The organism is Streptosporangium sp. NPDC051022, assembly GCF_040683035.1.
Lineage (GTDB): Bacteria > Actinomycetota > Actinomycetes > Streptosporangiales > Streptosporangiaceae > Streptosporangium.
In genome coordinates, this window is sequence record NZ_JBFBCF010000004.1 from 35,693 (window position 1) to 61,439 (window position 25,747).

Annotated in this window: 23 protein-coding genes; 13 read left to right on the plus strand and 10 right to left on the minus strand. The window is 70.5% G+C overall.

From position 1 onward, the window contains the following. The 3 genes from AB0N02_RS09290 (at position 1) to AB0N02_RS09300 (ending at position 2,505) form a co-directional block, all read left to right on the plus strand. Entirely contained in the window at positions 1–624 is a 624-nt protein-coding gene (locus AB0N02_RS09290; RefSeq protein ID WP_363944283.1) for a hypothetical protein, read from the plus strand. Positions 625–796: 172 nt separating this feature from the next. Next, positions 797–1,237, plus strand: coding sequence for a hypothetical protein (locus AB0N02_RS09295; protein WP_363944284.1), 441 nt, complete (start codon positions 797–799; stop codon positions 1,235–1,237). Between the two features lie 8 nt (positions 1,238–1,245). Then, complete coding sequence (locus AB0N02_RS09300) at positions 1,246–2,505, plus strand: hypothetical protein (protein WP_363944285.1); 1,260 nt, start codon at positions 1,246–1,248, stop codon at positions 2,503–2,505. A 339-nt stretch (positions 2,506–2,844) separates the two neighbouring features. Here the strand turns inward: AB0N02_RS09300 and AB0N02_RS09305 are convergent, their stop codons facing one another. Further along, positions 2,845–3,504, minus strand: coding sequence for an ankyrin repeat domain-containing protein (locus AB0N02_RS09305; RefSeq protein ID WP_363944286.1), 660 nt, complete (start codon positions 3,502–3,504; stop codon positions 2,845–2,847). Between the two features lie 32 nt (positions 3,505–3,536). Here AB0N02_RS09305 and AB0N02_RS09310 point away from each other — a divergent pair, with 32 nt between their 5' ends. Then, positions 3,537–4,856, plus strand: coding sequence for a hypothetical protein (locus tag AB0N02_RS09310; protein ID WP_363944287.1), 1,320 nt, complete (start codon positions 3,537–3,539; stop codon positions 4,854–4,856). 92 nt (positions 4,857–4,948) lie between these two features. Here the strand turns inward: AB0N02_RS09310 and AB0N02_RS09315 are convergent, their stop codons facing one another. Together AB0N02_RS09315 and AB0N02_RS09320 are read right to left on the minus strand one after the other, a co-directional pair. Continuing rightward, entirely contained in the window at positions 4,949–5,425 is a 477-nt protein-coding gene (locus AB0N02_RS09315) for an NUDIX domain-containing protein (RefSeq protein ID WP_363944289.1), read from the minus strand. A gap of 12 nt (positions 5,426–5,437) precedes the next feature. After that, positions 5,438–6,733 carry a tetratricopeptide repeat protein gene (locus AB0N02_RS09320; protein ID WP_363944291.1) on the minus strand — a complete coding sequence of 432 codons (1,296 nt, stop codon included), beginning with the start codon at positions 6,731–6,733 and terminating at the stop codon, positions 5,438–5,440. Positions 6,734–6,962: 229 nt separating this feature from the next. Here AB0N02_RS09320 and AB0N02_RS09325 point away from each other — a divergent pair, with 229 nt between their 5' ends. The 6 genes from AB0N02_RS09325 (at position 6,963) to AB0N02_RS09350 (ending at position 13,752) form a co-directional block, all read left to right on the plus strand. Next, positions 6,963–7,154, plus strand: a complete 192-nt coding sequence (locus AB0N02_RS09325) for an FxLD family lanthipeptide (RefSeq protein ID WP_363944292.1) — start codon at positions 6,963–6,965, stop codon at positions 7,152–7,154. A gap of 73 nt (positions 7,155–7,227) precedes the next feature. Then, positions 7,228–9,255: a lantibiotic dehydratase family protein gene (locus AB0N02_RS09330; protein ID WP_363944294.1), complete on the plus strand. Its 2,028-nt coding sequence runs from the start codon at positions 7,228–7,230 to the stop codon at positions 9,253–9,255. After that, complete coding sequence (locus tag AB0N02_RS09335) at positions 9,252–10,313, plus strand: lanthionine synthetase LanC family protein (RefSeq protein ID WP_363944296.1); 1,062 nt, start codon at positions 9,252–9,254, stop codon at positions 10,311–10,313. Before AB0N02_RS09330 ends, AB0N02_RS09335 begins: the two co-directional genes overlap by 4 nt. A gap of 47 nt (positions 10,314–10,360) precedes the next feature. Further along, on the plus strand, positions 10,361–12,406 hold the full coding sequence (fxlM, locus tag AB0N02_RS09340) for a methyltransferase, FxLD system (RefSeq protein WP_363944298.1): 2,046 nt from the start codon (positions 10,361–10,363) through the stop codon (positions 12,404–12,406). 13 nt (positions 12,407–12,419) lie between these two features. After that, on the plus strand, positions 12,420–12,722 hold the full coding sequence (locus tag AB0N02_RS09345) for a hypothetical protein (RefSeq protein ID WP_363944300.1): 303 nt from the start codon (positions 12,420–12,422) through the stop codon (positions 12,720–12,722). A 793-nt stretch (positions 12,723–13,515) separates the two neighbouring features. Next, a complete protein-coding gene (locus tag AB0N02_RS09350; RefSeq protein WP_363944302.1) occupies positions 13,516–13,752 on the plus strand; it encodes a DUF6289 family protein in 237 nt (78 codons plus the stop codon). Positions 13,753–13,787: 35 nt separating this feature from the next. Here AB0N02_RS09350 and AB0N02_RS09355 read toward each other — a convergent pair whose 3' ends face one another. The 4 genes from AB0N02_RS09355 to AB0N02_RS09370 form a co-directional block, all read right to left on the minus strand. Then, complete coding sequence (locus AB0N02_RS09355) at positions 13,788–15,458, minus strand: SulP family inorganic anion transporter (protein ID WP_363944881.1); 1,671 nt, start codon at positions 15,456–15,458, stop codon at positions 13,788–13,790. A gap of 68 nt (positions 15,459–15,526) precedes the next feature. Further along, positions 15,527–15,868 carry a metalloregulator ArsR/SmtB family transcription factor gene (locus AB0N02_RS09360; protein ID WP_363944883.1) on the minus strand — a complete coding sequence of 114 codons (342 nt, stop codon included), beginning with the start codon at positions 15,866–15,868 and terminating at the stop codon, positions 15,527–15,529. Next, positions 15,868–16,038: a hypothetical protein gene (locus AB0N02_RS09365; protein WP_363944304.1), complete on the minus strand. Its 171-nt coding sequence runs from the start codon at positions 16,036–16,038 to the stop codon at positions 15,868–15,870. The genes AB0N02_RS09360 and AB0N02_RS09365 overlap by 1 nt, the downstream gene beginning before the upstream one ends. A 242-nt stretch (positions 16,039–16,280) precedes the next feature. Next, the gene (locus AB0N02_RS09370) at positions 16,281–17,114 is read right to left on the minus strand and encodes a helix-turn-helix transcriptional regulator (protein WP_363944885.1); all 834 of its coding nucleotides are present in this window, start codon (positions 17,112–17,114) and stop codon (positions 16,281–16,283) included. A gap of 233 nt (positions 17,115–17,347) precedes the next feature. Between AB0N02_RS09370 and AB0N02_RS09375 the strand changes: the two genes are divergently transcribed. Continuing rightward, positions 17,348–18,301, plus strand: a complete 954-nt coding sequence (locus tag AB0N02_RS09375; RefSeq protein WP_363944306.1) for an NADP-dependent oxidoreductase — start codon at positions 17,348–17,350, stop codon at positions 18,299–18,301. A gap of 159 nt (positions 18,302–18,460) precedes the next feature. On the opposite strand, the gene moaA is transcribed toward AB0N02_RS09375, so the two are convergent. The 3 genes from moaA to AB0N02_RS09390 form a co-directional block, all read right to left on the minus strand. Next, positions 18,461–19,498 carry a GTP 3',8-cyclase MoaA gene (moaA, locus tag AB0N02_RS09380; protein ID WP_363944887.1) on the minus strand — a complete coding sequence of 346 codons (1,038 nt, stop codon included), beginning with the start codon at positions 19,496–19,498 and terminating at the stop codon, positions 18,461–18,463. A 38-nt stretch (positions 19,499–19,536) separates the two neighbouring features. Further along, positions 19,537–20,631, minus strand: coding sequence for an XdhC/CoxI family protein (locus AB0N02_RS09385; protein WP_363944308.1), 1,095 nt, complete (start codon positions 20,629–20,631; stop codon positions 19,537–19,539). 166 nt (positions 20,632–20,797) lie between these two features. Then, the gene (locus tag AB0N02_RS09390; protein ID WP_363944310.1) at positions 20,798–21,484 is read right to left on the minus strand and encodes an SRPBCC family protein; all 687 of its coding nucleotides are present in this window, start codon (positions 21,482–21,484) and stop codon (positions 20,798–20,800) included. A gap of 221 nt (positions 21,485–21,705) precedes the next feature. Between AB0N02_RS09390 and AB0N02_RS09395 the strand changes: the two genes are divergently transcribed. Both AB0N02_RS09395 and AB0N02_RS09400 read left to right on the plus strand, forming a co-directional pair. Continuing rightward, the gene (locus tag AB0N02_RS09395; protein WP_363944888.1) at positions 21,706–23,751 is read left to right on the plus strand and encodes a hydantoinase/oxoprolinase family protein; all 2,046 of its coding nucleotides are present in this window, start codon (positions 21,706–21,708) and stop codon (positions 23,749–23,751) included. Beyond that, positions 23,748–25,619 carry a hydantoinase B/oxoprolinase family protein gene (locus AB0N02_RS09400; protein ID WP_363944312.1) on the plus strand — a complete coding sequence of 624 codons (1,872 nt, stop codon included), beginning with the start codon at positions 23,748–23,750 and terminating at the stop codon, positions 25,617–25,619. Before AB0N02_RS09395 ends, AB0N02_RS09400 begins: the two co-directional genes overlap by 4 nt. Positions 25,620–25,747: the final 128 nt, after the last annotated feature.

Consider the following 25,747-nt stretch of genomic DNA (forward strand, 5'->3'; position numbering starts at 1 on the left):
ATGCCTCCCCCACACGTCGTTCTCGTCTCCGGATTCACCGCCGCGGGGAAAACGACCCACGCCCGCCTGCTGGCCCGGCGCCTGGGGTGGAGCTATCTCGGCATGGCGGAGGTGAGAAGAGCCCAATTGTCCGGCATTCTTCCTGAAAAGGGAGAATGGTCCCCCGAAGTCGACCGCCTTCGAAACGACCACTCGGCGCTCGACCTGGAAGCCGACCAGATCATGCGAGACCGAATTCACCGGCACACCTCCCCCTTGGTGGTGGACGCCTGGTTGCAGCCCTGGCTGTGCGACGTGGAAGACGCGACCAGGGTCTGGCTCAATTCCGACCTTCCTTCCCGGGTGGCGAAAGCCCAGGTCTCCCTGTTGAGGTCTGGACGCGAACCGACGCACGATGTAAAGATGGAGGTCGTTGAAAAAGACGAATTCTCCCTGAAGGTTTTCCGAGATCTGTACAGCATAGATTTCGGACCGGATACCGATTTGTTCGACCTTGTCGTTGACAACTCCGGATTCATCGCCGAGCCCAGCATCCAGGCCAGTGACCGTGGAATAGCCGGGTTCGAACCCGTTTTCCATTCTGCGGTCATGCGACTGGAGAAGATTAGAGCACATGCCAGTTGACGGGTGTTTTCTGTGTCTGACCGCGTCCGGCACCGCGGACATCTCCTGGACGGACAGGCCCCTGTGGCTCGATCCTCGCCGCGGTCTGTTGCTGCCGGGCCTGGGCGGGCTCACGGCGGGATACGTTCTTCTCTCTCCGATCAGTCATGACCCGAGTCTCCGGGCGAGCGTCATGCGCCCCGACGAAGGCCACGACTTCGCGGACTTCGCCGACGAGGTCCTGGAGTTCCTCGGCAAGCGGCTGGGCGACCTCACCTACTGGGAGCACGGCGCCGCAGACGTCCCGACGGGTCGCCAGTCGGCGTGCGTCGACCACGCCCATCTCCACATCGTGGCGGGCCACCTTCCCCTGTCCACTCCGCCGGAGCGTGTGGCCCACTCCGGTCTGAGGCAGGCCCTGACCTGGCTGGCCGACTCCGAGGGGTCGAACCCGTACCTTCTGATGGGCCACACGTCGGGCCCGTGTTTCACCGGCCACGACGTCGGGCTCTCCCAGTACTACCGGCGGGAGTGGGCTAAGATCGTCGGGCGTGACGACGAGTGGGACTATCTCCTCTCGAACACCCCGGACGTCACACGGCGGACCATCGAGTCGATCCTGCTCCAGAGGTGAAGAGTTAGATGCCGGCTGTTCGCCTGCCCGCTGACGTCTACTACGTCTCCGTCGAGCACGCCGTGCTCGGTGCCGCGATGGAGAGGATCGAGGAGCAGTTCCTCGACCTGCTGGAGAACGGCACCCAGGCCCAGGGGCTGCCCAACGGGTGTTACGCCGCGGGCCAGTACATGAACCCCTACAGCATCAACCACCGGGGCCTCCACGGGACCGCGGCCGCCCTCCTCGTGCTGTCGCGCAGCCCACCGAGCCAGGACAGGATCAAGCTCATCGAGGGCCTGATCAAGTACATCGGCGAACGGTCGGAGGTCGAGCACACGCTCACCGACTCCGACTCGGACCGCTCGATGCTGACCGCGCGCCTCGCCACCGAGTGGGACAACACCTTCAAGTGCGCCGACCTGCTCTACGCCCTCTCCGCCGCGCCCCCCGCGGTCTCCGGCAGGGAGAGCCTTCTGCGCGACCTCCTGGCCAGGATCCAGAAGGGCCACAGGCCCGACGGCGGCTGGGCCGTGCGCCTCGATCCGGCCGGGAGGGCCGACCCGCTGGCGACGGCGAGCGTCGTCCGGGCCCTGAACGCGGCTGGCGTCTCCCTCGCCCAGGCCGACGTCGATCTCCTTGAGGAGAGCGTCAACGACGTCCGCGGCGTCTCCGTCCATGTCCGCCTCTTCTGCTTCCTGGTGCTACTGGAGATCCCCGGGCGCGACCCGGAGCCGGACGAGCTCTGGAAGCGGATGGTGGACGAGCTGAGCCCACAGCTTCGGGAGCGCGCGGAGACGAACCACCAGTTCACGATCGGCAACCAGTACCAGTACGTCGGGATCCCGTGGCAGCTCCACCTGCTCTCGTGCACCGCCGTCCGGAGTCCCTTCCGTGCCTTCTTCGGCGGAGACACCCGCAGGGTGCTGCTGGACGCGATCGTCGCCGTCAACTCCCGGGAGGGATACGTGTACGGCTCCCAGGGGCACATGAGGTCGACCCGCACCTACGGCATCCTCATGGACACCCTCTGGAAACTCGACCAGGTCGTCGTCTCCTCCAGATATCTCTCCTCGCTGTCGACACTGGCCAACTGGGGCGTGCGAGTGGTGTACTCACGCGTCACCGCCGGACTGGCGCTGCTGGGCGCGCTCGCCCTCGGCGCCTTCACCCTGTGGTCCTGGATCGTGGACGAGAAGATCCCGATGGCGGCCGTGGGCTCCAACCTCTTCGCGTCGGGCCTGCTGGGGATCATCGCGCTCCTGCTGCGCCACATGAAACGACGGTAGAGCCCGTCGGCGTGGTCGCGGGAGGTGTCCACAGCTGCCGGCCGCCATCGGCGACGGTCAGACCGAACTCCTCGTGTCCCGGCCGCTTCGCTCGATCCACCACCGGTGGGCGGTCTCAAGCTCGTCCCAGTCGTCGACAATGACCGGCCAGGCGATGGCATTCTGGTGCCTGTAGTGCGTCCCCCACGGCATCACGATGACGGATGCCCGGCTTGGCCTGATCGGTCCACACGCGGGGCATCTCCCGCACGGAGGCGGTCACCCGGAGAGACTGGATTCCGGGCAGACCGAGATGGTGTCATAACGGGCTGAAGGTCTCGTGGAGCTGATTTCAGCTGCTCAGACGAAGCCTTCGGCGACGAGCCGCGCTTCGTGCTCGTCCACGACATGCCGCTGGCCCGAGCCTCCGACGACACGGCACCAGCTTTCCACGATCAGTTTCTCCTGCTCCAGCCGGTACTTGAAGCCGCCGTACATGCCGGGGACGGCGAACCAGCAGGAGGGGTTGCGCTGCTCGGTGAGGGGTTCCAACTCGGGAAGGCGTAGCCGCTGCTCGGTGACCAGGTCATGGGCACGTTCGTGGATGAGCAGGTGGAAACGGTGCTGGATCGACTTCAGGACCTCGGCGGGCAACGGGTGGTGGATGACCGGTGTGAGCGGCGCCAGCAGGTGATGGTGGCCCTTGCGGAGGACGATGTCCACGGCGCGCTCTCCCCGCGCCGTGCGCAGTGTGCGCCAGGCGCCCAGCGCGATCAGCCGGTGCACCTCCTCCGCTCGGACGCCGTGCCACGCGGCCTGGTGGAGCGGGGTGTAGGCGCTCCTGCCTCCGAGCCGGCCGCGGTTGACCTGGCCGCGGTCTTTTTCGAGCAGCTCGAAGACCGTGCTCCAGTCGTGGTCGCGCGCCGCGTCGGCCAGCCTGTCGCGCCTGTCGACCACCCAGTCCTTGTAGCTCGTCCGCAGGGTCACGCCGTCCCATGTCGAGGCGTCATCGCGTTCCATGTGCCCCAGCCTGTCCGATCATCCGGGATGTCGTGTCAGTGCGCCAGGACAGGACACGGTTCTCACGGGCGCCGCCCCCCGCTCACCGCGGCGCGGCGTCCGGGGACAGGGGGCGCGACCTGCCCGACCACTCCTCGCTGGTGCGCACGATCCGGCGCTGGGAGTCCGGCGCGACCACGATGCTGAGCGAGCGCTACCGGTTGCTGTACAGCCGGGCGATGGGCATCCCCGAGGCCATCCTGTTCGCACCGGCGGGAACATTGAGCCGCTACGACGGCACGGCGGACAATGATGGCCGAACGTCTGGAGACGAGGGAGAAGGTGATCCCACGAACCGCCGTGACGTGCTGAGGGTGGGGTTGGCCGCCGCCATGGGCCGGGTCCTGGGCGACGCCGCCGACGAGGCCATGGAGTTCACCCGCCGAGCCAGCCAGACCGCCGTCGGCCGCTCCACACTCGAACACCTTGAGGTTGCGATCACCGACATCGCCACGAACGTCAACCGAAGCTCGCCCGCCGACGTGTTCAGCGTGGCCCGCGCCTACCGGCAGCGCGTGGACCAGCTCATCCGCAGCCCGCACACCCTCAAAGAAGGCCGTGAGCTGTTTGTCTACGCCGGTTGGCTCTCACAGGAGCTCGCCTGGTTGGCTCACGAACTGGGCAACCCCTCCGCCGCCCGCGCCTACGCCATCGACGCCTTCGAGCATGCCGACCAGGCCGGGCACGACGAGCTGTACGCGCACGCGACCAACGCCCTGGCCTCCATCGCGATCCAGGACAAGCAGCCGGACCGCGCGCTGTCGGCCGCCCGGAAGGGCCTGGCCAGGGTGCCCAGCCGCCACATCCTCGCCGTACGGTTGAACACCCAGGCGGCCAGGGCGAACGCGCAGCTCAAGCAGCGCGCGGAGTGCGAGTCACTGCTTCACGCGGCCGAGGAGGCATACGAGCGGCTGCCGGGCAGTCTGCCCGGACGGTTCGGAACCGATGCGGGTGCTTCGGCGGCTGCTCAGACGATCCCCAGTTATTCCGCCCTGGCGTGGCTCTCCCTCGGTGACTTCGACCGGTCCCGGAGGCAGTCGGAGATCGCCATCGCGGCCTACGAGGCGAAGCCCGCCGAGAGCCGGGTCCCGAGCAGCGAAGCCCTCACCCGGCTCTACTTGGGCATCGCCCTGGCCCAGCTCGGCTCCCCGGAGGAGGCCATCGCGATGGGCACTCAGGGCCTGGAGTCACCACGCATGACCGCCCCCATCCGCTCCCGTGCGACACACCTCGACGAGATCCTCATGAAGCGCTACCCCGGCATGAGTGAAGCCGAGGACTTCCACCAGCGTCGCCTGACCCTGGCGACCTGAGCACGGGAACATCACGCGAAAAGGACAGCATCGCACCGCCGATCTGAACACAACCGAAACCCGGTGAGACCCGGTTCCGATGGCTGGCAGGCTCAGAAGCCGTCGGTGGACACCATGGGTCCGCCGTCGAGATAGTTCACCAGCGCTGCGCGTGTCGTGGGCACGAATTCCGATGGCACCTGCCCGGTGGGGAACCACGCCACCTGAGAGTGTTTGTGCGGCTCGGCGTTCACCAACTCACCGGTCCAGGTATGCGCCACGAAGACGATGGTCAAGAACCCGTTAGGGGCCTCGACACCCCACGCGCCGTGGATGATGCCTGCGACCATCAGCTCGGCCGGATCCACGACCAGGCCCGTCTCCTCCTTCAGCTCCCGGACGGCGGTCGCGGTGATGACCTCGCTTTTGTCTGCCTTGCCGACTGGCAGGTCCCAGTGCCGCGGAGCGAACTTGGCTTGGGGCCCACGCTGGATCAGCAGTACCCGACCCGCTTCCTTGTCGTGAACGATGACGGCGGCGACGAGCAGCGTGTGGGAGTCGAGTGCCGGGGGCAGGGCGGTGTCGGTCACGGATCGATCCTCTCAGACGGCTGTTTGCCGGATCCGGCGTTCCAGAAGCGCCGCGCCGGGAACACCACGGCGTCGGTAAACGGTAAGGGTATGCCGGATTGACGCCAACGCCGATCTACTTCGCACTGAGGTCACCCCCTCGGCCAGATCCAGTGCCCGGCTCCAGGCCGCTACCGCCTCATCGGCACGCGCCTGTACGGAGAGACAGTCTCCGAGGTCCATATGGGTGAGCAGGTGAACACGCGGAAAGGCGACCGGATCCCAGGAGGTGAAGGCTGCTCGGTGCCGCGTCTCGGTGCCGACGTGGTCTCCTATTTCAGTCAGTGTTCTGGCGGTGTGGGAGTCCACGGTTCCGGCGGCCGGTCCCATCAGCAGCGAATACGTAGGCTGCGGTTCGCAGTCTCGGCCGAGGGCGTCTTCGGCGGCCAGCAGCGCGCGTGCGGCCTGAGATTTCTCGCCAAGAGCCGCGTAGGCCCTGGCGTGCGTGATGTGCAGCAGCGCCTCCGTTGCGCTGTCCACGTAGCCCTTGGCACGCTCAAGCGCCCCCTGTACGAGGTCGAGGCTGTGGCGGGGCTGTTGCAGACTGAGGGCCTGGTGTGCGACGGCACGCATCATCCACGCGGCGTGTGCGTGCGGGTCCGCCTCGACCGCGAGTTGGAAGCCGAGCAGGTAGTACCGCTGAGCTGCGCCCTCCTGACCGAGATCGTGATGCTTCCAACCCAGCAGCCACGACAGTTCCGCGGCGGCGCCGAAGGCATCGCGTCGGGTCTTCTCGTCGGCGAAGCGGCCGGACAGCATGGGGGCGGCGGTATCGGCAAGGTAGGCCGCGGCCGTGGACAAGCCGTGCCCCCCACCGAGCACCTCATCGGCCACGCCGAAGACCTTGGTGATCTGACGGACCACCGCGACCTCCTCCGCTCCGACTCGTGCCTGTCCGGTACGTGCCCGCAGCAGCCTGGCCACCGGCTCATGGTCGTATTCCAGTGGCATCGTCACATCGGAGGCCGTGTACACGGCAGCGGCCAGAAAGCCACGGTGCTCGATGTCAGCCCGGCCGAGAAGAGCCGCCGTCTCGATGGGCTGCGTACCGGCCAGTTCAGGACCTGAGCCGGCGGCAAACCCGAGCTGTGTCGGCGCCACCGGCCGTCCGGCTCGCCTCGACAGCGCCTCAGCCAGGTAGACGGCGGTTCTCTCGCTGGGATCGACGCCCGCGACCCAATGCGCCACGGCTGATTTGTTGGTCCGCAGCGCTTCCCCGTTCTCCGCCGCGACGCGCACCACAGCGTGTGCCACGCCGTCATAGCTCATGCCGCACGCGGCGATCATCTCTCGCAGACGATGGTTGGGAGAGCGCTGATCAGGTGCCCTTGGCATCGGAACCCCACCTGGTTAAACCCATTAAACGCTCCGCAGCATCTCAGACCATGGTCGCCCACGGACCACCCGTCGTTCACTGATACCGAACGTAACCGCAGCACCAGGCTGCCGGTCTGAAATCCATGTCAAGGTTCTTCCGCACAGCATAGGAGCACAAGAGATGAGCACCCCGACCATCGAGCAGCAGACCGCCGTAGCCGGCGCGGACACCGCCGGTGCCGGCGCAGAGTTCGACCCGTTCGACCTCGACATCACCTTCATCGAGAACACCCCGGCGGCCGACACGGTGTTGATGTGCAGCACCGGCGACAACTGCGGGTCCTCCTGCCCGAGCGCCTGCACGACCTCGTAGACCCGGCTCGCGCCGGCCTCGCGGGCCCGGCCCCCGGCCTTCCCTGATGGCGTACAGGAACGGAGTGAGGGTGATGACGCGGACACGGATCAGGCTCTATCGACGCACCGGCGCCGGAATGCTGCGCGCCGCGGTGAACCTCAAGGCTCCCCCTCTTCCGGCATGGCCGAGGCCCGGGTCTCGCATCGAACAGTGGCGATCGTGGCTTGCCCCGGTATGGGCCGATGAGCCCTTCCGGCAGGCGGTCACGAACGCCAGCCCAGACCTCGCCCTCCAGGTAACGGCGATCCTGGACGGGCGGGTGGCTAGCCTCCGCCGAGCCCGCCGAGCCGCCCTCGCCGTTGCCCGGTACGCCCTGCGCTACGCGCACCGGTCCACACCGTTCGGCTTGTTCGCGGGCGTCGGCCTGGTCGAGTTCGGTGAGAGGTACCTCGTGCGCGTCGGGGACGGGCACGAGGTCGTCGCCCGGCCGGACCCTGCGGCGCTGGACGCGGCGATCAGCGCCTACGAGGCGGACGGCGAGCTACCGGCCGACCTCGAGGTGTGCGTCAACAACCTGGCCCGCGTGCGCGACGGCCGTGTCCACGTCCCCGCCGAGGGCGCGGCGCAGCTCTCACTGGCGCTGACTCCCGCGCTGTCGCTGGTGCTGGAGGCGACCAGGTCACCGATCCGGCACACCACCCTGCTCGGCAGGCTCGCCGCCGAATTCCCGCAGGTGGACTCGGAGCGCCGGGCAGCGCTGGCCGCCGAGTTGCTGCGGACAGGTCTGCTGCGGTCGGAGCTGCGGGCCGCCGCCACCGTCACGAACCCGGCCGAAGCACTGCTCCCCGCTGTCCTGGTCTCCGGCGCTCGAGCGGCGGTGGACGTACGGCTGGACGCCGAGGTTCTCCTGCCCGAGACGGTCGCGGTCGAGATGGAGACCGCGGCGACCGTGCTGGCCCGGCTCTCGTCCTGCCCTGCCGGAACCGCGGCGTGGCGGCGCTATGCCGAGCGGTTCGCCGACCGCTTCGGCGAGGGCGCCGAGGTCTCCCTGGAGCAGCTCACCGCCCCTGACACCGGTCTGGGCCTGCCGGACGGGTTCGGTATGCCGTCGGAGCCGCCAAGGCCGATGTCGCGTCGCGATCGGATGCTGCTGGAGTTCGCCGGGACCGCGGCGGTCGAGGGCAGGCGGGCGGTGATCCTGTCCGAGGCGATGGTCGAGGAACTGGAGGCCGTCACGGGCGAACCTGGTGCGATTCCCGCACCCCACTTCGAGCTGTGCGCACAGGTTCAGGCCCGCTCACTGCCTGCGCTCGACACGGGCGACTTTCGCCTGCGCGTCCACACCGTCTCCCGCGCGGCCGGCACCATGTCTGGACGGTTCTGGCACCTGTTGCCGGACCTCGCCGCCGAGTACGGCGCTCTTCCCACCGTCGCGCCCGGCGCGGAGCCGGCGCAGCTGTCGTTCCATCCCACCCGTGTCGAGGCCGATCTGCTCACGCGGGTCCCCAGGGTCCTGCCGAGGCTGGTCAGCGTCGGCGAGTTCAGGGGCAGCGGTGAGAAGGTGCTCCTCCCCTCCGATCTGGTCGTCGGCCTCCGCGACGGCCACCTCTACCTGGCCGTGGCCGCGACGGGGGAGCGCCTGGAGCTGCTGGCCCCCACCGCGATCAACTTCGTCTGGAACAACTTCACCCCGCCGCTGGTCAGGTTCCTGGCCGAGATCAGCCGTGCGGCCACGGCGCAGGTGACCTGGTTCGACTGGGGAGCCGCCTGGACACTGCCTTTCACACCTGCGGTGCACTACCGGCGCAGCATCCTGGTCGCCGCCCGCTGGCGGCTACGGGCCCGCACGTTGCCCGGCCGTACGGCACACCTGGACGAGTGGGCCGAGCAACTGCACGCCTGGCGCGGCCGGGCCGCGGTGCCTGACCGGGTGCTCCTGGCCATGGACGATCAGCACCTGCCGCTGAACCTCACGAGAGAGATGGACGTGGACCTTCTCCGCGCGCACCTGAGCGGCTCGCCGGTCGCGGCGCTGTACGAGGCGCCGCCGCCGGATGCCGATGGCTGGATCGGCGGGAGGGCGCACAGCATCGTCGTGTCACTGGAGTCGAGCCGATGAGCCTGCCCAGGACGCAGGCCCTGGCCGAGGGCACGCTCGGGGTGGCGCTGCTACACATCGAGCGCGGCGACCTCGCCGCCGCGCGCCCCCTGCTGGCCGAGGCGGTCGCCGGTGGGGTCAGCACCGGCGCCAACGCCTGCCTGTTCCACGGCTCTCCGGCGCTGGAGTTCGTCCTCGGTCGTGCCGGGCGCGTCGACCGCGACGTCCAGGCCGCCGTAGACCGGGTCGTGGCCGCGCGCCTGGACGCCGCCCGTCGGCGGCGGGAGTCGGCGCGACTGCCCAGGCTGGCGGAGTTCGACCTGATCCGGGGGCTCACCGGGCTGGGGATGTTACTGCTTGTCCGCCCCGGATCGTCGCCGCTGCTGGCGGAGGTGCTGGCCCATCTGGTGGCGCCGGCCCGCCAGGTCAACGCCTGCGGCCGGGCGCTGCCGGGATGGTGGTCGCCGGACAGCCCCACGCATGAGGAGATGGACGGTGGCCACGGCAACAACGGCGTGGCGCACGGCATCGCGGGCCCGTTGGCGCTGCTGTCCCTCGCCGCACGCCGCGACATCCAGGTGGCCGGCCAGACCGAAGCGATCGAGGTGTTCGCGGACTGGCTGGATCGGTTCGGCGCCTTCTACTGGATCACCCTCGACCACCTGAAGGCCGCCGAGCCGCCACCGGCGCCTCCCCTGCGGCCGTCCTGGTGCTACGGCGACCTCGGGATCGCTCGCGCTTTGCAGCTTGCCGCGCTCGCGCTCGGCGCCCCCGCCCGCAGGAAGGCGGCCGAGGAGACCGCCATGACCGCCCTCGCCGACCCGGCCCGTCTGGTCCAGGTCACCGACGCCTCCCTCTGCCACGGATGGGCGGGCCTGCTAACCGTCATCACCGCCATCGCCGCCGACAGCCCCGCCCCCGACCGGTTCACCGCGAGCATCCGGCAGATACACCGGCACCTGTCCGCAGGCATCGCCGCGCTGTCCAAGCCCGGATTCATGGAAGGCCGGGCGGGGGCGCAACTGGCGCTGGAAGGCTCCAACACCACCGGTTGGACCTGCGCCCTGTTAATCGGCTGACCCGCCGTACAGTCCACTCCCGATCGAACAGGAGCGAACCCCAGGACATGAACTCCAACGACGACAATCCGGCGCCTCCGGCCGAACGGGACTGGTGGCAGGCCACCGTCCGCTTTCCCGGCGATGCGGGGGTAAGCCCGAAGGCCGCAGTCTCGCTGTCGGACGCCCTGCACGGCCGGCGCTTTCACTTCCTGCGCAAGGAGGGAAAGCTCCGGCTGCGTACCGATCGGCCCGTGGCCGACCTGCTCGACCAGCTTGTCGCCGACGAGCTCGCGGCCGGCTGGGTCGGCGGCGTCTACGAGCCGGAGACCGATACCTTCGGCGGCCCGGAGGGCATGGCCATCGCCCATGAGGTGTTCTGCGCCGACAGCCCCGCGGCTTTGGCCCAGACCGGCAGCCCCCTCGCCAGAGAGCGGAGCATTCTGCTGATCTCCGCCATGAACCGCGCCGCCGGGCTTGACCTGTTCGAGATCGGCGACGTATGGGCGAGGGTCGAGAGCCTCCGCCCTGCCGTTGCCCCTCCCGCCGCGGCCCGCCGGGCGGCGGCGATCACCGCCATGCGGCGCCTCGTGAACGCCGACGCCGCTCGACGAGACCCCGCCGAGCCGGGCTGGACCGATCGCGTCGCCGCGTTCGAGGACGCTGGACGCCGCCTGGCCCGGCTCGCGACCGGTGGGGAGCTGAGGCGAGGTCTTCGCGCGGTCCTCGCCCACCACGTGATCTTCGCTTTCAACCGCGCCGCCGTACCCGTGGCCGAGCAGGCCGCGGTGGCCTGGCTGGGCCGGCACGCCGCCTTCGGAGATGACGAACCAGCCGCCGTGTTCACCGGCCGTTCCGCACCGGTGACCCCTACTTTCGAGAGGATGGAGAACACCATCACCGAGACCGTCGATCCCACCGAACTGCGCGAGGCCATGGTGGCCAGGTTCACCGACTCCGGCCACTTGCGCACCCCCGCGATCATCGACGCCTTCCGCGAGATCGAGCGCCACCGGTTCATCCCCGACGCCGACGTCAAGGCCGCATACGTCGACGACGCCGTGCCGGTGAAGCACGCCCCGGACGGCGAGATGATCTCCTGCATCTCCGCGCCGTCCATCGTCGCCATCCAGTTGGAGCAACTGGGCGTACAGCCCGGGCACAAGGTCCTGGAGGCCGGGGCCGCCACCGGCTACAACGCCGCGCTCCTCGGCCGCCTGACCGCTCCCCGCGGCCACGTGTGGACCGTGGACGTCGACTCCGACCTCGTCGACACCGCCAGAGAGCACCTGACGGCGGCCGGTGCCTCGAACGTGACCGTCGCGCTGGCCGACGGCGCGGCCGGGCTCCCCGAGCATGGCCCCTACGACCGGATCCAGTTCACCGTGGGTGCCGGCGACATCCCCCTCACGGTCCTGGACCAGCTCGCCCCTGGCGGGCGGCTGGTCATCCCGATGCGGATCCGCGGCAGCATCTCCCGTTCCTTCGCCTTCGAGCGCGACGGCGAGACCTGGAAGACGGTCTCCTGCGAGATGGCCACCTTCGTCCCGCTGCGCAAGGGCGTCTGCGACGACATCTACACTCGGGCCCCCATGGCCGGGGAGGGCGACGTCCGTCTGGAGACCTTCAGCGAGCAGCTCGTCGACCGCGAGGCGATGCGGACCGTCTTGGACACCCCCGCCCACAGGATCTACACCGGGGTGAGGTTCCGGCGGGGCTCGTCCTGGGAGTGGGTGTATCTGTGGCTGGCGTGCGTCCTTCCGAATGGCCTGGCCCGGATGCCGGGCCGGCGACCGGGGTTCACCCCGCACTTCGGGTGGGGGTCCATGGCGGCGCTCGACGGCGACACCCTGGCTTACCTGACCGTCCGCGAGGGTGAGGACACCGAGGGCAGGTTCTGGGAGGTCGGCGTCATCGGCCACGGCCCGAACGCCGCCGCCCTCGCCGAGCGGGTCGCGACCGCGATCGGAGAGTGGGAGCGCGACTACGGCAACGACGTCCCCGCCCCCGGCTTCCGCATGGCCACCGGCACCGCCCGGGATCTGCTGAAGGCCGCCGACCCGCGCTTCGTCATCGACAAGCCCAACAGCCGACTCGTCGTCGACTGGCCGTGAAAGGAACAGCGTGATGAACCCCGCGATCGTCGCTCGCATCCCGCTGGTCTGTCGGCCCAAACCTCCCGGGACCCCCTTGGCCACGCGCATCGCAGAGCTCACCGCGCTGTCCCTCGAACCGGCTGACGCGGGCCACCGGCAGTCGGTGGCCCGCGTCAGCGGAGCGCTCAACTTCGCCGCGCTCATCGCCTCCGACGTCGGCCTGCCCGACCTGGCCGCAATACGAGCCGAGGCGGACACGGTGAAACCCGCGGGTAAGGAAACCGCCACCCGTGAATCCGTCGGCCTCCTCCCCGTTTCTCTCCTTCCGGAGTGAAACGGTGAAGCCAGTGTGCCGGTGTGCGGGCGTAATGTCGTTGACGATTTACGCAGGATGTGTTGAGCATTTCTGCAGCGCCCGGCAGCCGAGGCGAGGCATGACCGCCTTCCGGTACGCGACCCGCCGTTTCCGTCTCCGCCGCACGAAGGGCCGGCGTCTCGCCGCAGGCCCGGGGATGTTCGCAACAGGCGGCCGCCCGGCGCCTGTGGGTCACCGGCCCCCGGCAGGCGCCGTCAGTACCCGTCCGCAGGCGGAGAGGAGGTCACGGGAGGTGTCCGTGTCCGCTCCCGGATAGTTGGGGCCCCGACCTCGAAAAGATCGAACACGATCGACTCCGGAGAGTGACAATCGGTGTGACGGATGTCCTTACGGGTTCGGAGGTGACGAAGGTGGTGATGTCCCCCAAAGACAGCGCGAAGCCCGGGTGGGCGGTGCGGGTGCGGGCCGAGCGCAAGACGCTGGGGTGGGACGTGCACACGAGGGCGCGACGGCTGCGCGCGGGTTGCCGTGCAGGCGCGTCATCGTGAGGAGGGGAGCGCCGAGGGAGGACCGGGAGGATCCGGCGAACCGGTCTGGTTGCTTTCTCGGGGGTGCCCAGGTCTGACGACGTGACCGGAAAACGATTCCCGAGCATGACTTTTCTCGGCGACCTTCTCAAAAACCGGCAGACTCCCCCAAAGGTGACTATTCACTTGTAAGGCCCGCCGGGATGACAGATGATCCGGTCACCGGAGTCGATCTTCCGTGTGGAGCGCGGCTCCCACGTCACCGCGATCAGGAAGGGCTTTTCATGATCCGTCGCGTGCTTCTCGCCGCGGTCCTCGCCGCCACCGGTCTCGTCGCCGTCACCTCCTCCCCCGCGCAGGCCCACGACGTGTGCTTCATCGACCGCTACTGCTCCACCACCTACTACTCCGACAGCGCCCTCACCGTCGCGGTCGGCGGCAAGCTGGAGGACTGCGGCCGGGGGCCCTTCTACTGGGGTGAGTGGGGCCCCTACGAGAGCTACTTCGAGGCCGGCTGCTGACCGTCGGCGCCCGGGGTGACGGGCGATCCCGGCACCTACGCTCCGGTCGTGCGCTGCCGTACCTGGTCGCCGGCGCCGGCCGGGACGTGGCCGTCGACGGGCAGGAGCCCCGCCTGGCGCAGGTGGTCACGGGCGGCGGCGATGGCCTGCGGAGTGGTGGCCAGGACGCGCCCGGCCTCGTCGAGGCGCGCGATGACGCCGAGCGCCCGCAGAGCCCGGTGGTGACCGTCACGGATGCCGGAGACATAGACGGTGATACCGCGGCGCTCCAACCGGGTGATGGCATCGCCCAGGACGAGCGCGCCGCTGGCGTCGAGGGCGGTGACCCGGGACATGCGCAGGATGACCGCTGAGACGTCGGCCACTTCCGACAGTTCCAGCAGGAAGCGGTGGGCGGCGGCGAAGAACAGAGGACCGTCCAGGCGGTAGGCGACGATGTGCTCGGCGAGCAGGGCGTGCTCCTGCTCGGTGTGGTCACCGGACAGGTCCGGGCGCAGCGGCATCACGTCCAGGCGGACGTTACGGGCGATGGCGCGCAAGGCCAGCGCCCCGGCGACGATCAGTCCGAGGATGACCGCGGCGACCAGGTCGAGGGCCACGGTGGCGACGGCGGTCAGCGCCAGCACGAGCGCGTCGCTGCGGGTGGAAGCGATCATGGCCTTGACCGAGCCGACCTCGACCATGCGCACCGACGTGGCCAGCAGCACACCGGCCAACGCGGCCAGCGGGATGCGGGCGACCAGGTCTGCGCCCAGGTAGACGATCACGGCCAGGATGCCCGCGTGGGCGAGTGCGGCCAGCCGGGAGTGGGCGCCGGAACGGACGTTGACCGCGGTGCGGGCGATGGCGCCGGTGGCCGGGACGCCGCCGAACAGCGGGGTGATGAGGTTGGCCAGGCCTTGGCCGAACAGTTCGCGGTCCGGGTCGTGGCGGTGGTTGACGCTCATGCCGTCGGCCACGGAGGCCGACAGCAGCGACTCCAGCGCCGCCAGGGCGGCGACCGCGACCGCGGGGGCGAGCAGCGAGTTCAGCGCGCTCAGGTCCAGGAAGGCCGGCGACGGGGCGGGCAACCCGGCGGGTAGCCGGCCGATCCGGGCCAGCGGCAGGCCGGCCACTTCGGCGGCCAGGGTGGCCGCCGCCACGGCGAGCAGGGAGAACGGAACGGTGGGCCGCCGGCGCGACCCCGCCAGCATCAGCACGGCCACCGCCAGCGCGACGGCGGGTGCCCACCAACCGGGGCCGGCGGCGAAGTCTTGAACGGCCTGCCAGGCCACGGCGATGACCTTGTCACCGTCGGGGGTCGGCACGCCCAGGGCGGCCGGGACCTGCTGCAGGCCGATCACGCAGGCGATACCGACGGTGAAGCCCTCCACCACCGGCGCCGGCACCAGAGCCATGTACTTGCCCGCCCGGCCCAGCGCCAGAGCGATCAGCATCAGCCCGGCCAGCACCCCGACCGTCAGCACTCCGGACGCGCCGTACTGGTGCATGATCGGCACCAGCACCACCGTCATCGCTCCGGTCGGCCCCGAGACCTGCAGACCCGAGCCGCCGAACAGCGCGGCCAGCGCCCCCGCGACGACCGCGGTGGCCAGACCGGCCTCGGCGCCCATCCCTGAGGAGATGCCGAACCCGAGCGCCAGCGGCAGGGCCACGATCGCCACCGTCAGCCCGGCCAGCAGGTCACGGCGGGGATGCCGGCCCATCGCGGCCAGTTCGCCGCGTTCGGGCAGCACCGACCGCACCCGGGACCACCCCGAGGAGACAAAGAAGTTCACGAGGCGCCGGTCTCCGCCTGCCGCAGTTCGCTCAGCAGCTCATTCTGCTCGGTGAGCATCTGCGTCAACAGGGTGCGGGCCGCGCGCAGCAGTTCGGCCACATTCCCACCGGCCAGAGCGTAGACAACGGTGGAACCCTCGCGATGAGCGTTGACCATCCCCGAACGACGCAAAACGGCCAGATGCTGCGACAGTCCGGTCGCCTCCACCTCGATGGCGGCGAGCAGATCCCGCACCGGCATCGGCCCGTCCTGCAACAGCTCCAGCACCCGGATCCGCACCGGATGGCCCAGCAGCCGAAACAACTCCGCCTTGGCCTCGTACAACGGCACCGACATCACGCGACCGGCCCTTCACCCGGCCCGGCCGAGCCGATCGGGACGCCATGCCTGCGGGCGGTGTGCCACGCCTCCTCCCATTCCGCTTCGGCCAGCATCACCTCCTCGGCATCGCCGCCGAGACGCGCCGCCGCCAATGCGGCGTCCGCCCGCCGAACACGATCTCGCACCGCGGCGGCAAAAGACCCACTCACAGCAAACCCCCACATCATGATCTATCCCGGCGATCCTTCATCAGGATGTACTAAATTGCGAATATTCGCAATTTCGTGATCGCGAACGACGAGCTGGATTCCATGGCGTGTGGAAATCCTCCGCCGACGCAGGCCGCAGCCAGGGCCCGCTCCGTCAGTGGCGGCGACATGCTCGAAGGCCGCGGCACGGGCCCCTACGCCCGGGGCGCGCGGAGCCTCTACGAGACCTCGTTCGAGGGTGACCGCTGATCGGCGGCGTCCGGGGTGCCCCTCGGGGTGGTGAAGATGCGCAGGCGCTGGTCGGAGGCGGGGGTGAGCAGTGTCTCCACGTCGAATTCGAGCGTTCCGGTCGTGGGGTGCCGCATCCTGATCCGGTAGTTGTGGCAGACGCCGACCTCGTGCAGGTCCCACAGCTCGGCGAACTCGTCGCTGCGCGCCCGCAGCCGCCGTACCAGGCGAGCCGAGGCCGTGTCGCCACCGCGCCTGGCGACGGCCGCGCGCAGGTCGGCGACCTGGTGGTGACTGCAGCGTCTCCACTCCTCCAGGGTGTACGGCTCCCGCAGCCGGGGGTTGGTGAACCAGGCCCACACGGTGTTGGGCTCCTCCCCCTCCACCCTGCACACGAGATCGAACAGCTCCTTCGCCTTCGCGTTCTGCGCCAGCAGGTATCCGATGTCGCTGACGACCTGGGCGGGGGTGTCCCGCAGCTGCTCCAGCAGGTAACGCACCCCGGGGGCGATCCTCTCGCCCGCGGTACGGGAGACGGGCGGAGGATGCCCGGAGAGCAGGTAGAGGTGGTCGCGCTCGTCGTCGCTGAGCCGCAGCGCCCGGGCGAGCGCGGCGAGCATCTGGGCCGACGGCTGCGGGCTGCGGGCCTGCTCGATGCGCATGTAGTAGTCGGAGGACATCCCGGACAGCTGCGCGACCTCCTCTCGCCGCAGGCCGGGAGTGCGGCGGCGGGGTCCCTCCGGCAGTCCCACGTCAGCGGGGCGCAGCCGCGCGCGGGAGCGGCGCAGGAAATCGGCGAGGTCGCTCCGGTTCATGTCGTTCATCACCACGCGGAACACCTCGCCCCACGCCGAGATTCCCGGTTTCCATACCGGGATTGGCGGTCCTAGGGAAAAGGCTCCGCTTCTCAGTGATCGCGCGAGATGGCACCGTCGTTCATGGGAGGCCGCGAAGGGCCGTCAAGGACCGTGAGAGGTACGGCCTGCCGCCCGCCCACCCGGTTCCAGAGCACGTCACCACCCCGAACCACCTCCGAGCGAAACCGAGGCGATCAACCATGTCCGACCCGACCGCTCACACCGACGTCCCGGCCGACGCCAGGTCGATCGTGTTCTCCTCCTACGGCGAGCCCGAGGAACTGCGGCTCACCGAAACGCCCGTCCCCCAGCCCGGCCCCGGCCAGGTGCTGCTGCGGGTGCGCGCTGCCGGAGTCAACCCGGTCGACTGGAAGATCCGCGCGGGCCTGCTGAAGGACTTCTTCTCGGTACCCCTGCCGCACGTCCCCGGCCTCGAGGGGGCCGGGGTGGTCGTGGCCCTCGGCGAGGGCGTCACCGCCCGGTCCGTCGGCGACGAGGTGTTCGGCCCGATCACGGGCGCGTACGCCGAGTACGCCCTGGCGGACGCCGACCGGCTCGCGGCCAAGCCCGCCGATCTGACCTGGGAGGCGGCCGCGGGGGTGTACACGTCCGCCGAGACGGCCGCCCGCGCGCTGGACCTCCTCAAGGTCGGCGCCGGGGAGACCCTGCTGGTCCACGGGGCGGCGGGCTCCGTCGGCGGCCTCGTCATCCAGTTCGCGGTCGCGGCGGGCGCCCGCGTGGTCGGTACGGCGAGCGAGGCCAACCACGACTACCTGCGCGAGCTGGGCGCGATCCCCGTCGTCTACGGCGACGGGGTGTTCGACCGGGTCCGCGAGGCCGCGCCCGAGGGTGTGAACGCCGTGCTGGACGCCGTCGGCGGCGCCGTGGCCGGTTCCGTCGAGCTGCTCGGCGGCCCCGAGCGGGTCGTCAGCATCGTCGCCCCCGCCGAGGCCGAGTCCGCCGGAGCGCGCTTCACCGGCGCCGGCGACGGCGAGGACCGCACCGAGCAGGCCCACGCCCAGACTCTCGCCCTGCACGCCGCCGGGACGCTGAACCTGCCGATCCGCGCGACCTTCCCGCTCGCCGAGGCCGCCGAGGCTCACCGGCTCAGCGCACAGGGTCACGGGCGCGGCAAGATCGTCCTGCTCCCCTGAGTTCCGCTCCCGTGGCCTGAGGCCCGAGGTCTTCCCCTCGGTCAGAGGCGTTCGATGATCGTGACGTCGGCCTGGCCGTACCGCCGAGCCCGGCGTTGTCGACCACCGCGTCGACGGGGCCGAGGCGGCCGGGCCGGCCCGCCCGCCGGTCCGGCCGTCTCAGCCGCCGATGGCGCTCATCGTCCGGGACGGCTGGACGAAGGAGGGGTCGTTGACGCCGTGCCCGGCGGGTTTGGCCGCCATCGTGCCGCGCCAGGCCGCGGCGATGTCCTCGTCGCGGGCGCCGCCGCGGAGCAGGGCGCGCAGGTCGTCCTCGGTCCGGGAGAACAGGCAGGAGCGGATCTGCCCGTCGGCGGTGAGGCGGGTGCGGTCGCAGTCACCGCAGAAGGGCCGCGTGACCGAGGCGATGACGCCGACGCGGGCGGGGCCGCCGTCGACGAGGAAGTGCTCGGCGGGAGACGCGCCGCGGCCGGGGAGAGGGGTGAGGGTGAAGCGGGACCGCAGCGAGGCCAGGACCTCCTCCGCGGTGACCATGTCGGCGCGGGACCAGCGGCGGTCGGCGTCGAGGGGCATCTGCTCGATGAACCGCAGCTCGTATCCCCGCTCCAGGCAGTACGACAGCAGGTCGCAGGCCTCGTCGTCGTTGACGCCGCGCATCGGCACGGCGTTGACCTTCACCCGGGTGAGACCGCTCGCGGCGGCGGCCTCAAGGCCGTCGAGCACGTCGGCGAGCCGGTCGCGGCGAGTGAGGGCGCGGAAGCGGTCGGGCCGCAGGGTGTCGAGGGAGACGTTGACGCGGTCCAGGCCGGCGGCGGCGAGCGCGCCGACGCGGCGGGCGAGGGTGAGGCCGTTGGTGGTCACGGCGATGCCGGGTCGGGGGGTCAGGGCGGCGACCCCGGCGACGAGTGCCGTCAGGCCGGGACGGACGAGGGGTTCGCCTCCGGTGAAGCGGACCTCGCGGATGCCGAGCAGTTCGACGCCGACGCGGACCAGCCGCACGATCTCGTCGTCGGTGAGCACCTCGTCCTTCGGCAGCCACGCCAGGCCCTCGGCGGGCATGCAGTAGGTGCAGCGCAGGTTGCACCGGTCGGTGACCGAGACCCGCAGGTCGGTGGCGACCCTGCCGTACCTGTCGACGAGCGCGCCGCCGTACGGCGGGCCCGCGGCGGAGGTGCCCGGCGGACCGACGGGGGTCACCGGTGGATCGACGGAGATCACCGGCGGGTCGACGGGGGTCACCGGTGGATCGCCGTGGTGGTCGTGGACAGGCGGACCCCGGTGCCGCCCCAGGTGAGGGCGATGATCTCGGCGGCGATCGCGACCGCGGTCTCCTCCGGCGTACGGGCGCACAGGTCGAGGCCTATCGGGGACGACAGCCGGGCCAGCTCGGCCTCGGTCACGCCCTCCGCGCGCAGCCTGGCCGTCCGGTCCTCGTGGGTGCGCCTGCTGCCCATCACGCCGATGTAGCGGGCGGGGGTGCGCACCGCGAGCTTGAGCAGGGGCACGTCGAACTTGGGGTCGTGGGTGAGCACGCAGATCACGGTCCGCTCGTCGACCTCGGCCTTCGGCAGGAACCGGTGCGGCCAGTCGACCACGACGTCGTCCGCCTCGGGAAAGCGTTTCCTCGTCGCGAAGACGGGACGGGCGTCGCAGAGGATGACGTGGTAGCCGAGGAACTTGCCGATCCGGGTGACGGCGGCGGCGAAGTCGATCGCCCCGAAGACGAGCATCCGGGGTGGCGGGGTGAAGGACTGGACGAACACGCTCAGGTCGTCCTCGCGCCGCCTGCCCTCCAGCCCGGTGTGGACGACGCCGGTCCGCCCCGAGGCGAGCATGCCGCGGGCCAGCTCGGCGACCGCAGCGTCACGCCGTTCGTGGCCGAGGGTGCCGGTCACCCCCGTGCCGGTGACGACGAGGTGCCCGCCGATCTCCGGCACGCCGCCGGTCACGGTCGCGACCGCGACCGGCTCGCCGCCGAGGACCGCCGTGACGACCTCGGCGAACTCGGGGTATGCCTGGTCGTCGACCGGCACCACGAGCACGTCGAGCATGCCGCCGCAGGTCAGCCCGACCCCGAAGGCGTCGTCGTCGCTGACGCCGTAGTGGGCGAGCCGCGGTCTCCCGCTGGTGAGGACCTCGATGGCGACCTCGTACAGCGCGCCCTCGACGCATCCGCCGGACACGCTGCCGACGACCTCGCCCGTCTCGGCGACCGCCATCGCCGCGCCCGGCTGTCTCGGCGCGGACTTCCAGGTCGCGACCACCGTCGCCAGCGCGAAGCGCACGCCGTCGCGCCGCCAGGCGGCGAGCGTCTCAGCGATCTCCTTCATCTGCGATCACCAGCTCCGGGACTCGGGAATCGGTTCGTGCGGGAATCGGGCCGCCCGCCCGTGCCGGGTACTCGCGCGGGACACGGGCCGCCCGCCCGTGCCGGGTACGGGCGGGCGAACCCGGCGGATCCGGCGAAGGGGCGGGCGAAGGGGCACGATCGCCGCGTTAACGGTTCGCCCACCAGATGACGACCCCGGCGACGACGACGACGCCGACCGCCACCGGGACGAGCCGCTTGACGAGGCTGCCCCGGGCGACGTCGAGCAGGTCGAGCGCCTCCGTCTCCCGCGGGGGCGCGCTCGGCGCCTGGGTCTCGCGCGCCGCGTCCGCCGTACCGGCCGCCGCCGTCACCGAACCGGCCAGCTCGGCCGCCGGGCCGACCGGCGCGGTCACCGGCTGCCGTTCCGACTCGGCGAGGCTCGCCGCGAGGTTAGCGGAGAACTGCCCGAGGACCTTGTTGCCGATCTCCAGCATCATGCCGCGGCCGAACTGCGCCGGCCGGCCGGTGACGTTGAGGTCGGTGACGATGGAGCAGGTCGTGCTCGCCTCTCCCGTGGCGTGCAGGGTGGCCGTGACCCGGGCGCTGGCGCTTCCGTTTCCCTTGGTGTCGGTACCGCGCGCGTCGATGGCCACCCGCCGGTTCTCGGCGTCGCGCTCCTCGAACCGGGCGACGCCGCTGTAGGTCAGCAGCACCGGGCCCAGCTTCACCTTGACCGAGCCGGTGAGGGTGTCGTCCTCGACGGAGGTCAGCGAGGCTCCGGGGAAGCAGGCGGCCACCCGCGTCACGTCGAGCAGCACCTCCCAGGCGCGACCTACCTCGACGGGGATGGTGAATTCCTGTTCGAGCTTCATGCCCACACTCCAGACGCTGTCACCAACTTGGCGGCAGGGCGGCCACCGTAGTCGTCCAACGGATAGCAAATCCACTCCGCGAATACAACAGTTGACCTCAGTGGCGGATCTGCCGTTGACACTGAACGATTCCTAAAGTTACCGTCCTCTGAGTGGATATCATGTCCGCCTAGCGGACACGAGTCAATAGGAGAGCAGTGGCCGGCAACCTGCGAGTCTCAGTGGACACCGGAGGCACATTCACCGACGTGATCGGCATCGACGGGGTGAGCGGTGCCGTCCACGTCGTCAAGACGCCGAGCGATCGAGAGGACCCGAGCCGGGCGCTGCTGACCGGCGTCGAGAAGGTCCTCGCCCTCGCGCAGGCCGACTTCGACAGCGTCGAGATGGTCGTGCACGGAACGACGACGGCGACGAACGCCGTCCTGGAACACGAGTTCGGCGGCATCGGACTGCTCGTGACGCAGGGCTTCCGCCACCTGCTCGAGATCGCGCGGCAGTCGGTTCCCGACGGGTACGGGAACTCGTTCTTCTGGGTGAAGCCGCCGCGGATCGTGCCGCTTCACCTGGTACGGGAGGTGCCCGAACGGCTCACGTTCGACGGCGCGGTCCATCGCGAACTCGACGAGGCCGCCGTGCTCGCCGCGGCGAAGGAGCTGGTGGAGGCCGGGGTGACCCGGCTCGGCGTGTGCCTGCTGCACTCCTACGCCAACCCGGACCACGAGCGGCGGGTCGGCGAACTGCTCGCCGAGGCGTTCCCCGAGCTGTTCGTGTCGCTGTCGAGCACGGTGCTGCCGGAGTACCGCGAGTACGAACGGGCCATGACGACGCTGCTCGACGTCATGGTCAAGCCCTACTGCCGCACCTATCTCGACCGCGCCCACCAGGAGCTGCGCGCCCGCTCCGGCGACCTGCCCTTCCTGATCATGCAGTCCAACGGCGGCGTGGTCAGCGCCAGGGCCGCCGGGGAGAAGCCGGTCACCATGCTGCTGTCCGGGCCCGCGGGCGGCGTGCTCGGCGCCATCGAGTCGGCGCGCGGCGCCGGGATCTCCGACATCATCACCCTGGACGTCGGCGGCACCTCGACCGACGTCGCCCTCATCGAGGACCTGACCATCCGGCTGACCAACGAGACGGTGATCGAGAACTACCCGGTCAAGGTCCCGATGATCGACATCGCCACCGTCGGCACCGGCGGCGGCTCCCTGGCCTGGGTCGGCCCGAACGGCGCGCTCAAGGTGGGCCCGAAGAGCGCGGGCGCGGTCCCCGGCCCGATCTGCTACCGCCGGGGCGGCACGCTGCCGACGGTCACCGACGCCGCGGCGGTCCTCGGCCGGTTCCCGGACTCGCTCGTCGGCGGAGACCTGGCGCTCGACCGCGAGTCCGCGCGGGCCGCGTTCGAGGAGTTCGGCGCCAACTGGGACCTGAGCGCGGAGGAGGCCGCGGCCGGGGTGCTGGAGGTCGCCGTCGCCGGGCAGGTCGCGGGCATCCGCCAGGTGTCCACGCTCAAGGGCCGCGACCCGGGCGCCTACACCCTGGTCGCCTTCGGCGGGGCGGGCCCGCTGCTCGCCGCCGAGGTGGCCGACTTCCTCGGCATGACCTCGGTGCTGGTGCCGCCCAACCCCGGCAACCTCTCGGCGTTCGGCCTCCAGGTGACCGACGTCAAACGCGACTACGTGCGGACCTTCGTCCGGCAGGTGTCCGGCGAGGGCGCCGGCGACGTGGCGGCCGACGTGACGTCGGTCTGGAACGAGCTGGAACGGCTCGGCCGGGAGGAGCTCGCCGAGGAGGGCGTCAACGCCGCACGGGTCGAGCTGGTCCGTGGGGCCGACCTGCGGTACGTGGGCGAGGGCTACGAGGTCACGGTCTCCGTCCCGCCCGGCACCCCCGACGAGGAGTCGATGGCCGCGGTGGCCGCGGCCTTCCACGACGAGCACGAACGCGTCTACGGGTTCTCCTACGCCGGCAAGCAGGACATCGAGATCGTCAACCTCCGGGTCCAGGCCATCGGGCGGCTGCACCGGCCCGGGCTCACCGCGGTCCCCCCGGCAGACACCGCCGAACCGGCCTCGCACCGCCCGGTCTACTGGCGCGGAGCGGGCTGGCTGGACTGCGCGATCTACCGCCGATCCGACCTCGGCGCGGGCGCGTCGATCGACGGCCCGTGCGTCGTCGAGGAGTACGGCGCAACGGTGGTCGTGCCCGAGGACTGGGCCGCGTCCACCGATTCCTTCGGCAACCTGATCATGAGGAGGCGGTCGGCATGACGACCACGCTCGGACCCATCGAACTCGAGGTCATCACCGGCACCATCCGCTCGGCCGAGGTCGAGATCGAGGCCGCCGTCGAGCGTGCGGCGCGCTCCCCCATGATCCGCGACCAGCACGACTACCGCGTGGGCCTGTACGACGCCAAGGGCCGCAAGCTCACCGGCCGCTCGTACGGCTCGCTCATCGAGCCGATCTTCGAGTTCTTCGGCGACGACATCAACCCCGGCGACGTCTTCTTCTGGAACGACCCGTACAACAGCGCGGGCTCGTGCGGCCACGTCCCCGACCTGTGCACCACCGTGCCGATCTTCCACGAGGACCGGCTGCTCGGCTTCGCCCAGGTCTTCGGCCACCACGACGACGTCGGCGGCTGCGTACCCGGCAGCCTGCCGGTCCAGGTCCGCGACCAGTGGGGCGAGGGCCTGGTGGTACCGCCCGCCAAGCTCTACGACAAGGGCGTGCTCAACGAGACCGCCTTCCGCATCATCGAGCGCAACTCGCGGCTCCCGGAGCACCTGCGCGGCGACATCGACTCCGAGATCGGCGCCTGCCAGCTCGGCTCCCGCAGGCTCATCGAGCTCGCCCAGCGGTACGGTGTCGAGACGCTCGAGAGCGCGTTCGACGCGATCATCGAGAACTGCGCGGCGACGATCCGGGCCGAGCTGCTGCCGAAGATCGCCGACGGCGTCTACACGTTCGAGGATTACATCGAGTCCGACGGCTTCACCCGCAAGCTGTACGCGATGCGGCTCACGATGACCAAGACCGCCGAGAAGATCGTCCTCGACTTCACCGGCACCGATCCGGAGGCCGAGGGGCCGATCAACTGGGCCATCGACTACTGCGAGGGGCGTTTCGTCCGCAAGTGGATGGGCCCGGTGCTGCGCTGCCTGGCCGACTCGCCGGAACGCGCCGCCGAGATCGACATCAACGAGGGCGTGCTCGACGTCATCGACGTGGTGTTCCCCGGGAAGGGAACCCTGGTCACACCGCACTTCGGCCGCCCGACGGGGCTGCGGTTCTTCATCCTGATCCGCTCCCTGGGCATCTTCGCGGGCGCGCTGGCCAAGGCCACCGAGGGGAGGATGCCCGCCGACCACGAGACAATCCGGATCTGGGGCCTGCACAGCCGGGACGAGGAGGGCAAACTGAGCCTCTTCCGGGAGGTGCTCGGCGGCGGCGGCCCCGGGCGGCCGTGGGCCGACGGCAGCGACGTGGTGCACATCGTGCCCAACTCCCGCAACCTGCCCGCCGAGTTCTCCGAGCAGCGCTATCCGGTGCTGGTGGAGAGCCTCGCCCTGCGCTCCGACTCGGCCGGAGCCGGCCGGCGGCGCGGCGGGTTCGGCTACGACAAGCGGGTACGGGCGCTGCGGGACTGCCTGCTGCTGTCCAACGCCGACCGTTCCGAGCTGGCCCCGTACGGCGTGAACGGCGGCCTGGCGGGCAGGCCGTACGGGGTGTCCGTAGAGGCGGGCGACGGCAGCGTGCGATCGCTGCCCGGCATGATTGACGACGTGCCGGTGCGGACCGGTGACCTGGTACGGCTGTGGACCTCCGGCGGCGGCGGCTGGGGTGATCCGCTGGAGCGGGAGGTCGAGCTGGTCCGCTACGACGTGCAGTGCGGCCTGGTCACCCGCGAGGCGGCCGAGGCGGAGTACGGCGTGATCTTCGGCGAGGACGAGGGCGAGGGCCCGACGGTGGACGAGGAGGCCACCGAGCGGCTGCGGGCCGAGCGCCGGGGCACGCGTGACGGCCTGCCCATGTTCGACCGCGGCGAGCACTTCAGGAAGGTGCAGAGCGCGGGCGGCCTGGTCTGGCCCGAGGGATGGGCCGATCCCGACGACTGGGCGGCGGTCACCACGTGAGCAAGGGCGGAGAAGATCGTCTGGAGCGATCGTTCTCCGCCCGTCCGGTCTCGCCGGTGCGTACAATCACAAGCGCCCCCGAACCGCGACGTCTCGCGTGGTCGGGCTCGTGCTCTGGGAAGGTGGGG